Below are 15752 nucleotides of genomic sequence, written 5' to 3'. Positions count from 1 at the left end.
GTTTAACAAACTTTCTGCATACAGCAAATAAAAAATCCATCCATCCCTAATTGATGCGGGTATAGTGTGAGCATTTGCTCATGTACAGAAGGCTCAACTGCCTCACTAACACTCACATCGATTTTTTTAAATTCTGGATGCTTTTGTAAAAATGCTGCCACAACTTCCTGATTTTCTTCTTCAGCAATTGTACATGTACTATAAACCATTATACCGCATTGTTTTAATGTTTTGGCAACACTTTCTAGAATTTCTAATTGGATTTTAGGTAATTGTTCAAAATCTTGCGCTGATTTATTGTATTTAACATCTGGTTTACGGCGCATCAAACCTAATCCTGAACAAGGCGCATCTACTAAAATACGATCAAAATATTCTGCTGGAAATTCTTCCCCTACTTTGCGTGCATCTAATTTCTCAGTATCAACAACCTCTTTTACGTGTAGACGTTCAGCGTTTTGTTTGATCAATTTAATTTTATGGTCATGAATATCCAAAGATTTTACCCGACCGCCTTGTGCAGCATCAAGAAATGTTGCAATATGGGTGGTTTTGCCACCAGGTGCCGCACAGGCATCTAAAACTACATGATTTTTTTCGATTTGCATTGCTGGCGCTACTAACATAGAGCTTTCATCCTGAATCGTCAGTTTACCTTCTGCAAATAAATAACTACCCGCTAAAAAACCTTTTTCAGCAACTACACCATATGGCGAAACTTGACTGGCAGATGCTTCAATGTGATCTTTTTGCAATTCTTCTAACGCATCAGCAACACTGATTTCACGGGTATCGACACGACCGCTAACATGACTTTTCTCAAAAAGAGAGAGACCTAATTTTCTTGTTTCATCCATTCCCATTTGTTTGATCAGTTTTTCTGTCAACCATTTTGGCATACTGATTTCCACTGACAAACGCTCAACAGGATCTTTGATACTCTCTAAACTAGGTACTCCTTCACGCTGAAAGGCGCGAAGCACGCCATTAACAAACTTACCGATTCCGACATTTCCTCTATGTTTACCAATTTCTACTGCTTCATTGATAATCGCATGGTCCGGTATTTTGTCTAAAAACACTAATTGATAAATCGATAAACTAAGTAAATTTTTCACCCAGCTGTCCACTTTTTTAGGATTTGTAATAAATGGCGTCAAATAATATTCTAGTAGCAACTTACGGCTGATTGTTCCATACACAAGTTCTGTGAATAAGCGACTGTCTTTTTCTCCCAAAGCAGACTTGTTGATCATTTCATTTAATAATAAATTTGAATACGCTCCGCCATTGTCTACACGCTCAATGGTTCTTAATGCAACGTAACGAACCGAACTCTTTACTCTTGCTGGTATTTTCTTTCCCATTTTGATTAGCCCACCTTATCTGATTCTGCAACTGCTTTACCGACACCATTTAAGAAATCTTGAATGAATAATTTCCCTTTGCCGGATGGCTGAATCGTATTTACAGCAAGAACAGTTCCTTCTCCGCAAGCGATCCATAGTTCTTTTTTGCTACGTTTAATAATGGTTCCAGGATCTGCCTTTGTTGTTTCATCTAAAGGTGTGACTTCCCATAACTTCCAATTGACATCCTGATATGTCGTGAACGCTGTCGGCCACGGACGCATGCCGCGCACTTGATTATCGACTTGTTCCGCTGTTTTATGCCAATCGATCCGTTCTTGTTCTCTCGTGATATTTGGAGAAAATGTCACATGATTTTCGTCTTGAGGAATCGGCGTGATTTCATTGGCTAAAAGTTTAGGCAACGTCTCTAACAGCAATTCCTTTCCTACTACACTTAGACGGTCAAACATTGTCCCTACATCATCAGATTTAGTGATTGGAATCGCCTTTTGAGAAAGAATATCTCCAGCGTCCATTTTCTTCACCATTTCCATGATTGTAACACCTGTTTCTTTTTCGCCTTCAATGATCGAATAATGAACAGGAGCACCGCCACGATGTTTTGGCAATAGAGAAGCATGGACATTGACTGCACCAAATTTTGGCGCATTTAAAATTTTCTCTGGTAAAAATTGACCGAAAGCAGCCGTTACAATAAGATCTGGCGCAAGCTCGATAATTTTGTCCATTTCAGGTGATCCTGAGATTTTTTCTGGCTGTAAAACAAGTAAGCTATGCTTGACTGCAGCTTCTTTCACAGGTGTTGGTGTGATTACTTTTTTTCGTCCTACTGGGCGATCTGGTTGGGTGACTACCGCTTGGATTTCATAGCCATTTTCTATTAGTCCTTCTAAGATAGGTACTGAAAAAGCTGGCGTTCCCATAAAAATTAGTTTAGTCATCTAAATGTTCCTCCATATATGCATCTAAATCTTCTGGTTTGATCGGTTCAATGATTTTATCGATAAATAACTCACCATTCAGATGATCGATTTCATGTTGAAACGCTCTGGCAAGGTAGCCATAAGCAGTTACTTCAATCTCGTCTCCTTCACGATCAAAATAACGAACGGTCACTTCATCTGCTCGTTCAACAGTGCCATATGTTTCTGGGATGCTCAAGCAACCTTCAACATCGATATCTGTGCCTTTTCGCTCGATGATTTCCGGATTGATCAGTTCAAACAAACCTGTTTCTTCATCCACTTCGATTACTGCAAGCTGAAGATTTTTACCAATTTGTGGTGCCGCTAGACCGATTCCGTCATGAGCAACCATTGTTTCGTACATATCTTCTAAAAGTGCGATTGTTTCATCCGTAATCATCGTTACTGGTTTTGCTTTTTGTTTTAGACGTTCATTAGGGTGTATCACTATAGGATAGCGCATAGGGTTTCCTTTCTTTTGATCAAGCATTCTCTCACTATGATGCTTGATATAACTAAGAGCTTATATAAAATTCATTGGCTCAGCATCGATCGATAATTTCAATCCGTGCGCTGTTGCTCTTTGAGTGTCAGTCAGTATTTTTTTCAAGATATTTTGTAGATTCGGTTCATTTTTGTACTTAATGATTACTTGATAGAAGTATCGATTATTGACGCGCATGATAGCGTTAGGCGTTGGTCCAAGCAAGATACTTTGGTCAGATAATCCTTCTTTCAGTTCTTTGACTATTTCAAACATTTGTTTAGCCGCTTGATTTTCTTCTGGGTGACTTGCAGTAATTTGCACCGTAAAATAAAAAGGCGGATAGTCGCCCCGATGGCGGACGTACATTTCTTTTTGGTAAAAGTCCTCATAATCTTGAGCCTTGGCTAATTGAATCGCATAGTGCTCAGGATTAAAGGATTGAATAATTACTTCTCCAGGCTTTTCCGCTCGACCTGCTCGACCACTAACTTGTGTCAACAACTGAAATGTTCGTTCACTTGAGCGAAAGTCCGGCAGGTTAAGTGCAGTATCAGCGTTTAATACTCCAACTAATGTTACGTTAGGGAAATCTAATCCTTTAGCGATCATTTGTGTCCCTAATAAAATATCTGCTTCATGGTTGCCGAATGCTGTTAAGATTTTCTCATGAGCGCCTTTTCGTCTAGTTGTATCAACATCCATCCGTAAAACACGACTTTCAGGGAACAACGCTTTGAGTTCTTCTTCTACTTTTTGAGTTCCCGTGCCATAATATCGAATTTTATCGCCACCACAGTTTGGACAATGGTATGGGATTCGCTCTTCATGACCACAATAATGACATTTCATCGTTTTTGTATCCATGTGCAGGGTCAAAGAAATATCACAGTTTGGGCAAGGTAAAACATAACCGCAATCCCGACACATCACAAACGAAGAATAGCCTCGACGATTTAGTAATAATACGCTTTGTTCCTTTTTAGCTAAGCGATCTTGAATTTTTTCTTGAAGGGCCAGCGAAAAGGATGACGTATTTTTATTTTGAATTTCTTCACGCATGTCTACTACATCGATTGTCGGCAATGTCGCTGTTTGATTGGCTCTTTTCGATAGCACTAGTCGTTCATACACATTTTTTTGTGCACGAGCTCGGGTTTCCAATGAAGGTGTCGCACTGCCTAAAACTACTGGACAATGGTGATAGTCTCCTCGCCAAATAGCTAAATCACGTGCATGATAACGCGGCGTTTCTTCTTGCTTGTAGCTGGCTTCATGCTCCTCATCAATGATCACAACACCAAGATTTTCTAAAGGAGCAAAAATAGCAGAACGTACCCCGACTACGACTTGTGCTTCACCACGTTCGATTTTCCGCCATTCATCATATTTCTCACCTTGAGACAGCGCACTATGCATTACTGCTACTTGCTCCCCAAAACGACTCTTGAAACGATGAACCATTTGTGGTGTCAATGAGATTTCCGGTACTAGCATCATCGCTGTTTTCCCTTGATTCAATACTTCAGCAATCACTTGAAGATACACTTCAGTTTTTCCACTGCCTGTGATTCCTTCTAGTAAATACGTTTGGCTTTTCCCTTGATTCATTGATCCCAGAATTTTATCCACGGCATTTTGTTGTTCATCATTTAAAGCTAGTGCTGTAGTTTGTTCAAACGTATGATCTGCAAATGGATCACGATAGGCTTCAGCTTCGATAAATGTCAGCCATTGTCTGTTTGCTCCATCATTTAAAACAGCTGTACTAAAACCTAACTCTTTCATCTCTTTGACTGTGGTCATTTTTTCTAAGCCTAATTGCTGTAAATAGTTGATCAACTGTTCTTTCTTTTGTGATCCTTTTCTAAGCTCTAATCGCGCTTCTTCTAATTGTTCAAACTCTTTCAGAGCTTGGATGTAGCGGATCGTCTTTACTCTATTTCGCGTATTGACTTCATAACGAATATCGACTTTTTGCTGTTTTCTAAGCTGCATCAATTGGGGTAAGATATTCCGTGCTAAAGCATCGTCCCACGCAATTTCATCTAGTCCATAGAACAATTCATCTTGCATGTTTCCTTCTAATTCATCTGTTAAGTATATGTATTTGCTATAATCTGCACGCATTACGCTAGGCAACATGGTTTGTAAGCAGGTGATTTTAAAGGCAAATGTTTTTTCCTTCATATAGTCAGCTAGTTCTAAGAGTTCTGTATTGAGTACTGGCTTTAAGTCTAAAACTGAAAGAATTTCCTTCCATTCAAACTTTTGTGCTGCAATCACATCGTCAGAAACTTCATCTATTGCTAAAACAAAGCCTTGCAGATGTCGATTTCCATTTCCAAAAGGAACTTCCACCCGCATGCCCACTGTTAATTGTTGTTCTAAGTTAAAAGGAATCAAATAAGTAAACGGTTGGTCTGTCTGCATCGTTGGTACATCCACAATCACTTGTGCCGCTTTTCTCATAAACATTCCTCCATTCTATAATTGTAGTGTTGATTTTCTGTCAGAGCTAAACGGATTCGTTCAGCTTTGCTTTGAAACACAGCGAATCTATGAGCTGATGTTGAAAAGTACAAGAGTTTCGAAGAAAGTGTTGATCCATTCCTTTGATCTAGCTTCTCGAACCATCTCTTCGGAAAAAAGATGGAATCTGCTCGTGCTAAAAAGCAGCACAATCATATTCCCCTATTTTTCTGTCAGAGCTAAACGGGTTCGTTCAGCTTTTCTTTGCCTATTGTACTAAAGAATCAGGCATTTGTCTTGTTCCTCTGATTTCTGTTACTAAAAATTAAAGGCCTCAGTCGAGGTTTATTTTTAAAACACATAAAAACTGAGATGAAAGCTATTTATAGTTTCATCCCAGTTCTGTATTATTTTATAAACTTTTTTCTTCACGGATGCGATTTTCAAGTTCTTTTTGCTCTTGTTCACGTCTCATTTTTTGTTCTTCTTTTGCCATACGCATTCTTTCACGTTTTTCTTCTGGGCGAGGGTCATTGATCACTGTTGCAGCATCGATTTCTTCTAATGCTTGACCTACGCTTTTTACAGATTCAAAACTTTCTAGTGTTGGTTGTGCACCTTCATCTAGTTCATGAGCACGTTTGCTTGCTAGGATCACAAGTGAATATTTTGATGGTACTTCTTTTAATAATGAGTCAATAGATGGTTTTAGCATCATAAGGCTACATCTCCTTCAACATTTTAATATATTTGCCAATTACTCGATCAACGCGAAAATGTTCACTCGCGATAATTTCTTTGATTCGCTTCACTGCTAGCGGCACTTCATCGTTCACTACAGCATAATCATATAATGCCATCATTTCGATTTCTTCGCGAGCCACACGCATTCTTTCTTCAATCACATCGTGATCATCAGTCCCACGACCAACAATTCTTGATTTTAGCTCTGCTAAATCCGGCGGTGTTAGAAAAATAAAGACACCATCTGGTACTTGTTCTTTCACTTGTTCAGCACCTTGGACTTCGATTTCTAGAAAGACATCTTTTCCTTCATCAAGCGTTTGATTAACATAAGAAAGTGGCGTTCCATAATAATTCCCGACATACTGTGCATATTCCAGCATTTCACCAGCTTCAATCATTGCTTCAAATTCTTCTTTTGTGCGGAAATAGTAATCCACTCCTTCTACTTCTCCTTCCCGCATCTTACGGGTAGTCATAGAAATTGAGTACTGAAAATCATTCTCTTCACTATCAAAAATTGCTTTTCGCACTGTTCCCTTACCAACTCCAGAAGGACCCGATAGTACAATTAATAATCCACGCTCTGACATGATGACTTCCTTTCATTAAAAGCTGAACCGGCTTGTTTAGCCTTGACAAAAAAATAGGAAAAAATAAAATCGGTGTTCCTTACTACAATTATTTTTCATTTTTTTCCAAGTTGTTAGCCTGTAAAGCTGGATAATTTAAAAGTTGAACAAGCGTGTTTGCTCATACAACTATATTTTAATAAAGTATTAGTTCTATAATGCACTTTTTTTCAGTAATTTTCAAGGCTTTACCACATAATATTTTCGAAAAAGGCACATACCATTTTAATTCTAACATCTAGCAAACTAATCTTGTATTTATAAAGCTGACTTTAAGCCCCTTTCAATAAATTTATCAAAAAAAGTATACAACACCCCCGTTTTTCAAGTAGAATAAAGTTATTACACATTTTCACAATAAAATAACTAACCTGTTTAATGAAGTGAAAGTACTAAAAATGAAGGGATTTAACTCAATGTTCACTAAAAAAACACTTTTTAAAACGACTAGTTGCTTTTTAATAATGGCTTGTTTTTTACTCGGAAGTTTTACTCAAAAAAGCTATGCAGAAGAAGATTTGATGGATTTTGCTGAAAAATCAGGTTTTCCAGTCAAAGAAAATTATCGACCTAAGGCTTCAATCGTAATTGATGCTGATTCAGGTCAGATTTTGTGGGAAGATCAACCTGATTTATCTTGGAGCCCTGCAAGTATTGCTAAAGTCATGACGATGTATCTAGCTTTAGAAGCAATGGAACAAGGGAAATTTAACTTAGATACGACAGTCACTGCAACTGAGAAATATGTAGGTATTTCTCAACTCTACGCATTAAGCAATAATAAAATTTCCTTGGGCGTTGACTACCCTGTCCGGGATTTATTTTCAATGGTTGCCGTGCCTTCCTCAAATGTGGCTACACTGATGCTGGCTAATTTAGTTTCTGATAACGATGAGGCTGGGTTTATTCGTAAAATGAATGAGAAAGCAGCAGAGTTAGGCATGACAAACACAACTTATTTTAATTGCAGCGGAGCTCAAATTAGTGCCTTTGATGGATTATATCAAGCAGAAGGAATTGATCCAAATGGCGATAATAAATCAACGGCTAGAGACTTAGCGATTTTAACCTACAATTTACTAAAAAAATATCCTGATGTATTACAATTCACGAGCAAGCCTGTAGTTACAACGATGGAAAACACACCTTACGCTGAGACTTTTGAGACATATAATTACTCATTACCTGGCGCAAAATATGGCTATGACGGAGTAGATGGATTAAAAACTGGATCAAGTCCAACTGGTGGTTTCAATTATATTGCGACGGCTAAAAAAGGAGATATTCGTCTGATTGAAGTTGTGTTAGGCGTTGGGGATTGGTCGGATCAAGAAGGGGAGTATGAGCGACATTTAGCTGGTAATGCCATTTTAGATCACGCCTTTTCTACTTATGAATATAAAAAAATATTGTCCAAAGGATCAAATAAGATCAACAAAAAAGAAGTAAACTTGGAACAAGATTTTTACGGTTTTGTGAAAAAAGATACCCAGCCTAGTTTCAAATTGGTCGATGGTCAACTATCGTTAACGAATAATTATGGACAAGTTTCACCTAACATCCCTGTTCACAGCGTTCGTTATCAAGAATCGACATCACCTGCTGATGACAAACCATCTGCTAAACATGAAAAAAAGAATAGCTCTGCTCCTTCAAAGACTAATAAAACGGAATATAATTACTTAGTCAGCGCCATATTAGCTATCTTAGGTGTACTCCTACTTGTTTTTTCAAGAGTGTTTAGAAAACGAATTGCTGGGGTCAGAAGAGGTAGTCGTTAAATGGCTACACCAACGACGAGATTTTTATTTATTTTAGGAGCGCTTTTGCTACTTTCAGCGATTGGTGTACTACTTTTTTTATAAAATATAGAATAGAATGTTTATTCAGATTTTAAGGGACTGATATATAACTCAGCAAGTTATATATCAGTCCCTCTTTTTTATTATAGTATTTCTTAAAATCCCATATTGGATAACGTATTCACAACACCCATAATCTCATCATGGCGTTTGATTTTTTTATCCACTGGACCATCTACTTCTTCAATATCCACACGAACAACAAAACGACGGTTCAATGTCACAAAGGCCTCTTCATTTACACGAATATTTAAAACATCTTTTGTAAATGACACACAGGCATCTTCCCAAACATCAAATGGTTCTTTATCAGAAATAATTTCTCTTTTTACCACGGATTTTCCGCTTAATTCATGGAACGTTACATCATAATAATTTGACATAAAAATTCACCTCTTTGCTTTCTTCTCTTTAATTATAGCTTTAAAAAATAGAATCACAAACTATTTTCTATTATTCGACATTTTGAATTTGTTCACGTATTTTTTCGAGGATCGTTTTCATCTGAACAACGATGTTTTTGATTTCGATCGAGCTAGATTTAGAGCCAATCGTATTTACTTCACGATTCATCTCCTGAATTAAAAAATCTAGTTCCCGACCAACTGGTTCTGACTGAATTAATAATTCCTGCAATTTATCTACATGAATCACTAAGCGATCCAATTCTTCATGGATATCCCCTTTTTCCAGTAGAATTGCCATCTCGGTCAGCAGGCGTGTTTCATCAACTTGACCGCCTAACCAATCATTCAATCTTGCTTCAAATTTTTCCCGGTAATCTTTCTCATAGATCTCGACAAAGCCAGTCAGCTCGTTCACTAAATCAGTAAAATCTTGACTATATACGGTCAATACTTGTTGAATTTTTCGACCTTCCTGTAAACGGCTGGCATCGATTCGCTCGACTGCTTTTTTCACAGATTCTAATATTAACAAACCAAAAGTTTCATCTGCTTCCTGCTTTTCTGTGACTTCAACATAATCTGAGTTGTTAAGTAGTTGATTGATATTTTGCGCAGGATCAAATTCAGCTTGGGGATAATTAGCGGTTAATTCCTGCCGAACTTCTCCCAACAATTGATGAATCAAATCCCAGTGGATCAACACTTCTTTATTGCCACTGCCCGTTTGTTTAATATTAATGTACGCTTCGATTCGCCCGCGTTGTAATGTTTCTTTCATCAATTGGCGAATAGCCATTTCATGAGGATTGACCTCTTTTGGCATCCGTAATTGAATATCTAAAAAACGCTGATTGACACTTTTGATTTCTACATCGATTTGATACGTGTCATTTAAAAATGTTTCTTTTCCAAAACCAGTCATACTTTTCATTGACAGGGTGTCCTTTCTACATCGATTTTATTGCTTTAGATAAGATTTCAAATTCTTCATTTGTTAAGGTAATGCCTTTGCCCATTTTTTCATGGTCAACAGACCAGTCTCTCAAATCAAATTTTGGTGGACGCCCATTCCAACTAACTAAATTAAATTCTTTACGCCAACCTCTCCCATTATCTGATAAAACTGCGATCTCTTCTACGATTTCATATGAAAATTCTTGTGCCATTATTGATCCACTCCTTGTTGTATAAATTCATTTGTAATACTTGAACTGGTAATTTGTCCAATAAAAAAGCCAAACGTTGTATTTTTTCTTTTTCATCTACATTTAGTAAATTGCTCATTAATGATAACTGTTGTTTATCCGAAAGTAAAAAGTAATCTTCATAGTATTTCATCAGCCATTCTTGAACAGAAATCATTCCAACGCTATCCGCAAAATCCGTCTTCATTTCACTTTGCTGCAGTAGTTCTACTATCTCTTGGATCGTATATAACTTTGAAGCAGAAATTTCCTGCCCCTTAGCTAACAGCTCCAATAAAACCAATCCGACATTTTCAGTATACACCCTGTCTTTATAAACTTTACGCAATTTTTTACAGATTTTATTTTGTTGAGAGATAGAATCCCATAATTTTATTTTATACGTATCATCAACAAAGGAAAAAAAAGCTTGTTGAAACACGGTCAAACTACTTATCGTTTCATCAAATGTATACCAGTATCCAAGATATTTCCCACTAACAGCCTTTAGTGTCTCCAAGTACCCTAATTGAATATTTTTCGTTGAACGAGCACCGTCGAATAAAAGAACAGCTCCCATTGACCATGGTGTTTGTAAAGTCAGACGACTAACTGTTTGGGGGATTTTCACTGGCTTTGTGATCCCTGGACCTTTCACATCTACAATAATGCATTCCGTCGCCCCATTTTGTAACGCGATATCAACAGGGATATTATTTCGATAACCACCGTCAACATAATATTTATCCGCAATTTTTGTTGCTGCCATCGCTGGAAAAAAGGAAGCAGAAGCAAGCAACCAACTCTGCCATTGATTCATCTGACACGCATTAAAATGAATGTCTTTCTCCTGCATATTTGGCAATTCAGTGGTAACCAAATAAAAATCTGTAGTGACCTGTTTCATTTTTTCTTGTGAAAATGTGTCTCTGATCAACTTTTGCAGTGGTTTTGTCGATACCCCATTTGACTGGATTGCACTGAATGTAAAAGAGCCAATTTGACTCATCAGCCCTCCAAAAGTATCGCTAGGTGTCACGACTGTTGGAAAAGATAGAATTTGTTGCGTATCGATTGTTTCCCACATATTTTTAGCTGCTTCAAAATCATTTTGTAAAATCAGGGCTCCGTTCAATGCACCTACTGATGTACCCGTTATAATTTTAATTGGGATCATCAACTCTTTCAATGCTTGCCACACCCCAACTTGATAAGCACCTCTTGCTCCACCACCGCCTAAAACCAATCCAGTATGATACATTAGTTCTTTGACTGCTACTCTATTATTTTCCATCAAATACCCATGTTTCAAAAATACTTCTTGTAAATGCAGGGTGAGCGCTCTTGGAAAACGAACAGTAATTTCTGCTTGAAATGTTTGTCTAAAAAATCGATCAATGGCTAAAAAGAGCGATGACCAGCTTAATTGGATCGTTTCTGGAATCAATAAATTAGTTATTTTCCCTGCTTCAACTACCATAAATAAATACGGGCTCTTCCCTTGATAAATGACATACGCGGTCCCGCTATTATCCCTTACTTTTTTCCTAAATACTTGTCTTGCTAAAGTATGGGCATCATAAAAAGGGAGTAACTGAACACTTTTAGCAAGTTGCTCAGTAAAATTAGGCCACTCTGAAGCAACCATTTGTTCACTTCTCACTCCAAACACCTCCATCGTCTAAAGTATACCAAAATTAACCAAAAATTACTTTTTATTAAAAAAAGGCAAAAAAGGTACATTTCCCTTCGCTTTTCACGTAAAATAAAATTGTTAGACTTTTTATATAAATACATAATTGTTGGTAAAAAAGGAGAATATTATGGGGATAATAGGGATTGATTTGGGAACATCAAATAGTTTAGTCTCGTTTTGGGATGGGGAATCTGTTCAATTGATCAACAATCAATTTGGTCAGATACTGACACCATCAGTTGTTGGTGTGGATGATAATGGGGATATTTTAATTGGCGCAATTGCGAAAGAACGGCTGATCAGTCATCCTCAGTTGACAGCAGCAACGTTTAAACGATTTATGGGAACTGATAAACAATATGACTTAGGCGGACAGTCCTTCACATCAGTCGAGCTGTCTTCTTTGGTATTACGTAGTTTAAAAGAAGATGCTGAATTTTTTTTGAAGCAGCCGTGTAGTGAAGTTGTGATCAGTGTACCTGCTTATTTTAATAATATCCAACGGGAAGCAACTGTAGAAGCTGCTAAACTAGCTGGATTAACCGTACAAAATCTCATCAGTGAGCCTACAGCTGCCGCAATGGCCTATGGGTTTCATAAAGAAGCTGATCAATCGATTTTAGTCGTAGATTTAGGTGGCGGAACATTTGATGTCTCGTTATTAGAGATGTTTGATGGCGTGATGCAAGTAGAAGCGATTTCTGGTGATAATCATTTGGGTGGTGAAGACTTCACTCATGTGATCGTTAGAGACTGTTTAAGCACTCTCGATTTAAGCGGTACTGTTTTATCTGCAACAACACAATCCGTTTTATATCAAAAAGCTGAGTTACTAAAACACACATTGACAATACAAGAATCCAGTTCATTTGAGTTTGAGTGGGAAGACAATGTGCATTCTTATCAACTGTCACAAAAACGCTATAAGGAACTTTGTGAACCACTATTGGCGAAAATGCGGCAGCCGATCGGGCGTGTTTTAAATGATGGTCAGATCAGCATCCAAGAAATTGATCAAGTGATTTTAATTGGCGGTGCTACAAAAAATCCGATCGTCCGTAACTATTTTGCTCGTTTGCTAAAAACCATACCTTATACACAAATCAATCCAGATGAAGCCGTTGGTCATGGTGCTGGTATTCAAGCTGCTTTAAAGCAGGATCGATCTATGGTCAGTGAAATGATTCTAACGGATGTCTGTGCGCATACTTTAGGCGTTGATTCTGTTAGCCAAACAAGTACAGGCTACATCGACGGTGTTTTTTCGCCTATTATCGAACGTAATACCACGATTCCTGTTAGTAAAATGAAAACTTTTTACACACTAAGAGACAATCAAGAATATGTTACATTTTCCATTTATCAAGGCGAAAATCCAATGGCAAAAGATAATTTAAAAATCGGTGAATTAGAGATAAAAATTCCAAAAGGACCTGAAAACACTCCCATCGATTGTCGTTTTACGTATGACTCTAACGGGCTTTTAGAAGTCCTTGTCACGGATACGAGCGGTCGGTCCAAGCAACTGATCATTGAAAGTTCACCTGGTAAATTGACATCAAAACAAATGCAGGAAAGTTTAGCAAAGCTCGCGGCGTTAAAAGTCCATCCACGAGACCGTGCTGAAAACCGTTTATTACTTGCTCGTCTAGAAAGACTATATGCGGAAACAACTGGTTTACAGCGCGAACAAGTCCAAGCACTACTCTTTCATTTTAGAAGTGTCTTAGAAAAACAGGAAGAAATCTTGACCAAACGAACAGCTGCTGAATTAACACAACAGCTAGAAGAACTTGAAAAAGGATTATGGCTATGAATCCTTGGAAAATCCTAGAGATTACGCCAACTTCTGATAAAAAAATGATCAAGCGCGCTTACGCCGCAAAACTGAAAACGATGATTCCTGATGAACAGCCTGAAGAATTTCAGTGCTTAAAAACAGCCTTTGATTTAGCGTTGACTTTATCAAAAAACGATAGTTTAATAGAAGATGATCTTTTTACCTCAATTGCTGCAACAACCGAAATTGCTGAGGAATTTTCTCAACCTTCCGATGATTATCCCCATCATGGGCAGTCAAGCTTTCCTGCTTTCCAGCCATTAGAGGGGTTCTCTGATCAGTTACAAAAAATCATCGACGAGGAGAACTATTTTGAAAATGTATCTGTCTGGGAAGCGCTACTGGCATCGATCGACAGTTGGTCAATTGATGAATATATGCAAAACACCTATACGATCCAATTATTTTTAGTGGAAAATTATCCCTGTCTTGCTAGAGAAATCATTCGCTTTTTATTTCAGACGTTTGACTTAACAGAACTAACTGATCATATCGGCCAAGAACGGTTTGTTTCAACTCACTTTCTTGAGCTGAAAAAAGTGATCTACAACGTTCCACCCTTCTCGTTTCAAATAGCAGAGAACATTCCTGCTAACTCGAGGAAAAAATATTTTCATTTACGCTATGAGATTTATCAAATAATTGCTAATAAGCAAAGCTATATAACAAGTATTGATGATAAAATCAGAAATTGCGCCGAAATTTTTGCTGAGGATAGCGAACTTTGGAATCTACAAATGATCGATTTACTGGATAAGACAAATGGCTTTTTAGAAAATGAAGACGCGCTAAAGCAATATAAGTTCTTGCTAAATCGAACACAAACAATGAACAGCAGTCCAACAACTATTTTTTTAAATAGATATTTCATGTTATTAACTGAAACACAAACAGATGACACGATTTTCAATTGGAATAAAGAGCAGCTCACTATACCAGAAGAATTATTTCTTCTTATTCTCGGCTGTATATTCTTTAAAAAAAGCCAGTATGTCCCTGCCTTCAATCTTTGGAAGCAACTAAATATTTCCAGAAAAATCGCCCTGCAAGAACAATTTAAAGTAATTTTGCCGCACTTATCTAAAGATCAAAAAGTGGACTATCGATTGATCGAAAAAGAAGTTCGGAGAGTCTTAGAACCTAAAACAGAAATGACTGTATCGTTTAAAAAAGGCTTTATGTTTTTATTTTGTAGTTTGTTAGTTCTACTATTTATGGTCCAAATTCCCTCTAGACCTCAGACTCCTAGAAGGATTGGTAGAACGCCAGAAGAACTTGTGAAAGCTTATAGAGAAAAGCATTCAAACCAGCAAAAAGCTGAAGAAATTGAAGCAAAAGAAGCATCTGACTCAGAACTTTATGGTGATAGTTTAGAAGAGCGTTTCGTTCATTACTTTTACGCTTCTGATGATCCTAAAGGGAAGCAATTGTTTATCGATAGAAATGTCAATGATGTGCAATTGAAAAAACTATTAAGCTACTACGTAGACCAAGATACCCATAAATATAGCGACAGTTCTGGTTTCAAGTTTAAATCCAACACTGTAAGTGACCCTAACAGCAAAAAGACTGCCGTCTATTATAAAGAAGAGTTATTATGCATTCTGGAATCAGGTGCGTTTACCCTTACCCTTGAAAATGTTTATGGAAATCAATGGCATCTACTTTCAGATATCAAATTTAAACAATTACTTAACACAATAGAAATCAATCCAGAAAGTTCCACAACTATTTTTCTAAAAAAATTCCTATTTTCTGACAACAAACAAGAAAATCTGTTAGAATACACTGACTACCTTTCAGAAAATATGAAAATAATTTTAGAGAATAAATTAAATGAACCCATTTCTGACAATTTACGAAAAGGATTTCTATATCTTGTACGTGAACCCAAATTAAAATTTATTGTCTCTGATCAAAATCAAGAAAATGAGGAGAAATTGATTCTCACTTTCGATGAACTAGGAAGGTTAGATCACGTTTTCGGACCAAATTGGGAAGAAGTGGATGAAGAAATGATTCATTACTCTAACAGAGAAGCTTTTAAAAATATTCCTACTTTATTAGAAGAACCTGATTAATTACAAAGGATG

The 15752-nt window shown here is 37.2% G+C and carries 12 protein-coding genes and 1 pseudogene; 3 read left to right on the top strand and 10 right to left on the bottom strand.

The genetic code is table 11. From position 1 onward, the window contains the following. Positions 1 to 2 precede the first annotated feature (2 nt). The 6 genes from rsmB to gmk all read right to left on the bottom strand — a co-directional run bounded on the left by rsmB (position 3) and on the right by gmk (position 6631). A complete protein-coding gene (gene rsmB / locus AC4BB7_RS00890) occupies positions 3 to 1367 on the bottom strand; it encodes a 16S rRNA (cytosine(967)-C(5))-methyltransferase RsmB (protein ID WP_490484079.1) in 1365 nt (454 codons plus the stop codon). A gap of 5 nt (positions 1368 to 1372) precedes the next feature. Further along, the gene (fmt, locus tag AC4BB7_RS00885) at positions 1373 to 2314 is read right to left on the bottom strand and encodes a methionyl-tRNA formyltransferase (protein WP_490484078.1); all 942 of its coding nucleotides are present in this window, start codon (positions 2312 to 2314) and stop codon (positions 1373 to 1375) included. Then, complete coding sequence (gene def / locus AC4BB7_RS00880; protein WP_086315074.1) at positions 2307 to 2801, bottom strand: peptide deformylase; 495 nt, start codon at positions 2799 to 2801, stop codon at positions 2307 to 2309. Before def ends, fmt begins: the two co-directional genes overlap by 8 nt. Before the next feature lie 60 nt (positions 2802 to 2861). Continuing rightward, positions 2862 to 5294: a primosomal protein N' gene (gene priA, locus AC4BB7_RS00875; protein ID WP_490484077.1), complete on the bottom strand. Its 2433-nt coding sequence runs from the start codon at positions 5292 to 5294 to the stop codon at positions 2862 to 2864. Positions 5295 to 5706: 412 nt separating this feature from the next. Further along, the gene (rpoZ, locus tag AC4BB7_RS00870) at positions 5707 to 6012 is read right to left on the bottom strand and encodes a DNA-directed RNA polymerase subunit omega (protein ID WP_010770429.1); all 306 of its coding nucleotides are present in this window, start codon (positions 6010 to 6012) and stop codon (positions 5707 to 5709) included. A 4-nt stretch (positions 6013 to 6016) separates the two neighbouring features. Next, positions 6017 to 6631 (bottom strand): guanylate kinase, encoded by a 615-nt coding sequence (gene gmk / locus AC4BB7_RS00865; protein ID WP_490484076.1) that lies wholly within the window; start codon positions 6629 to 6631, stop codon positions 6017 to 6019. Between the two features lie 455 nt (positions 6632 to 7086). On the opposite strand from gmk, the pseudogene AC4BB7_RS00860 reads away from it, so the two are divergent. Next, positions 7087 to 8535: pseudogene (locus tag AC4BB7_RS00860) on the top strand (DUF1958 domain-containing protein). 92 nt (positions 8536 to 8627) lie between these two features. On the opposite strand, the gene AC4BB7_RS00855 reads toward AC4BB7_RS00860, so the two are convergent. The 4 genes from AC4BB7_RS00855 to AC4BB7_RS00840 form a co-directional block, all read right to left on the bottom strand. Continuing rightward, on the bottom strand, positions 8628 to 8915 hold the full coding sequence (locus AC4BB7_RS00855) for a hypothetical protein (RefSeq protein ID WP_086315067.1): 288 nt from the start codon (positions 8913 to 8915) through the stop codon (positions 8628 to 8630). A gap of 70 nt (positions 8916 to 8985) precedes the next feature. Beyond that, complete coding sequence (locus AC4BB7_RS00850; RefSeq protein ID WP_490484075.1) at positions 8986 to 9870, bottom strand: YicC/YloC family endoribonuclease; 885 nt, start codon at positions 9868 to 9870, stop codon at positions 8986 to 8988. 16 nt (positions 9871 to 9886) lie between these two features. Next, positions 9887 to 10105, bottom strand: a complete 219-nt coding sequence (locus tag AC4BB7_RS00845) for a YdbC family protein (RefSeq protein WP_086315064.1) — start codon at positions 10103 to 10105, stop codon at positions 9887 to 9889. After that, entirely contained in the window at positions 10083 to 11786 is a 1704-nt protein-coding gene (locus tag AC4BB7_RS00840; RefSeq protein WP_490484074.1) for a patatin-like phospholipase family protein, read from the bottom strand. The genes AC4BB7_RS00845 and AC4BB7_RS00840 overlap by 23 nt, the downstream gene beginning before the upstream one ends. Before the next feature lie 160 nt (positions 11787 to 11946). On the opposite strand from AC4BB7_RS00840, the gene AC4BB7_RS00835 reads away from it, so the two are divergent. Then, positions 11947 to 13635 carry an Hsp70 family protein gene (locus AC4BB7_RS00835; protein ID WP_490484073.1) on the top strand — a complete coding sequence of 563 codons (1689 nt, stop codon included), beginning with the start codon at positions 11947 to 11949 and terminating at the stop codon, positions 13633 to 13635. Next, positions 13632 to 15740, top strand: coding sequence for a hypothetical protein (locus AC4BB7_RS00830; RefSeq protein WP_490484072.1), 2109 nt, complete (start codon positions 13632 to 13634; stop codon positions 15738 to 15740). Before AC4BB7_RS00835 ends, AC4BB7_RS00830 begins: the two co-directional genes overlap by 4 nt. Positions 15741 to 15752 lie beyond the last annotated feature (12 nt).

The sequence above is a fragment of the Enterococcus sp. AAFC-DPL-5182 genome (genome assembly GCF_058216605.1).
This window is presented reverse-complemented; position numbering and strand designations above follow the sequence as displayed.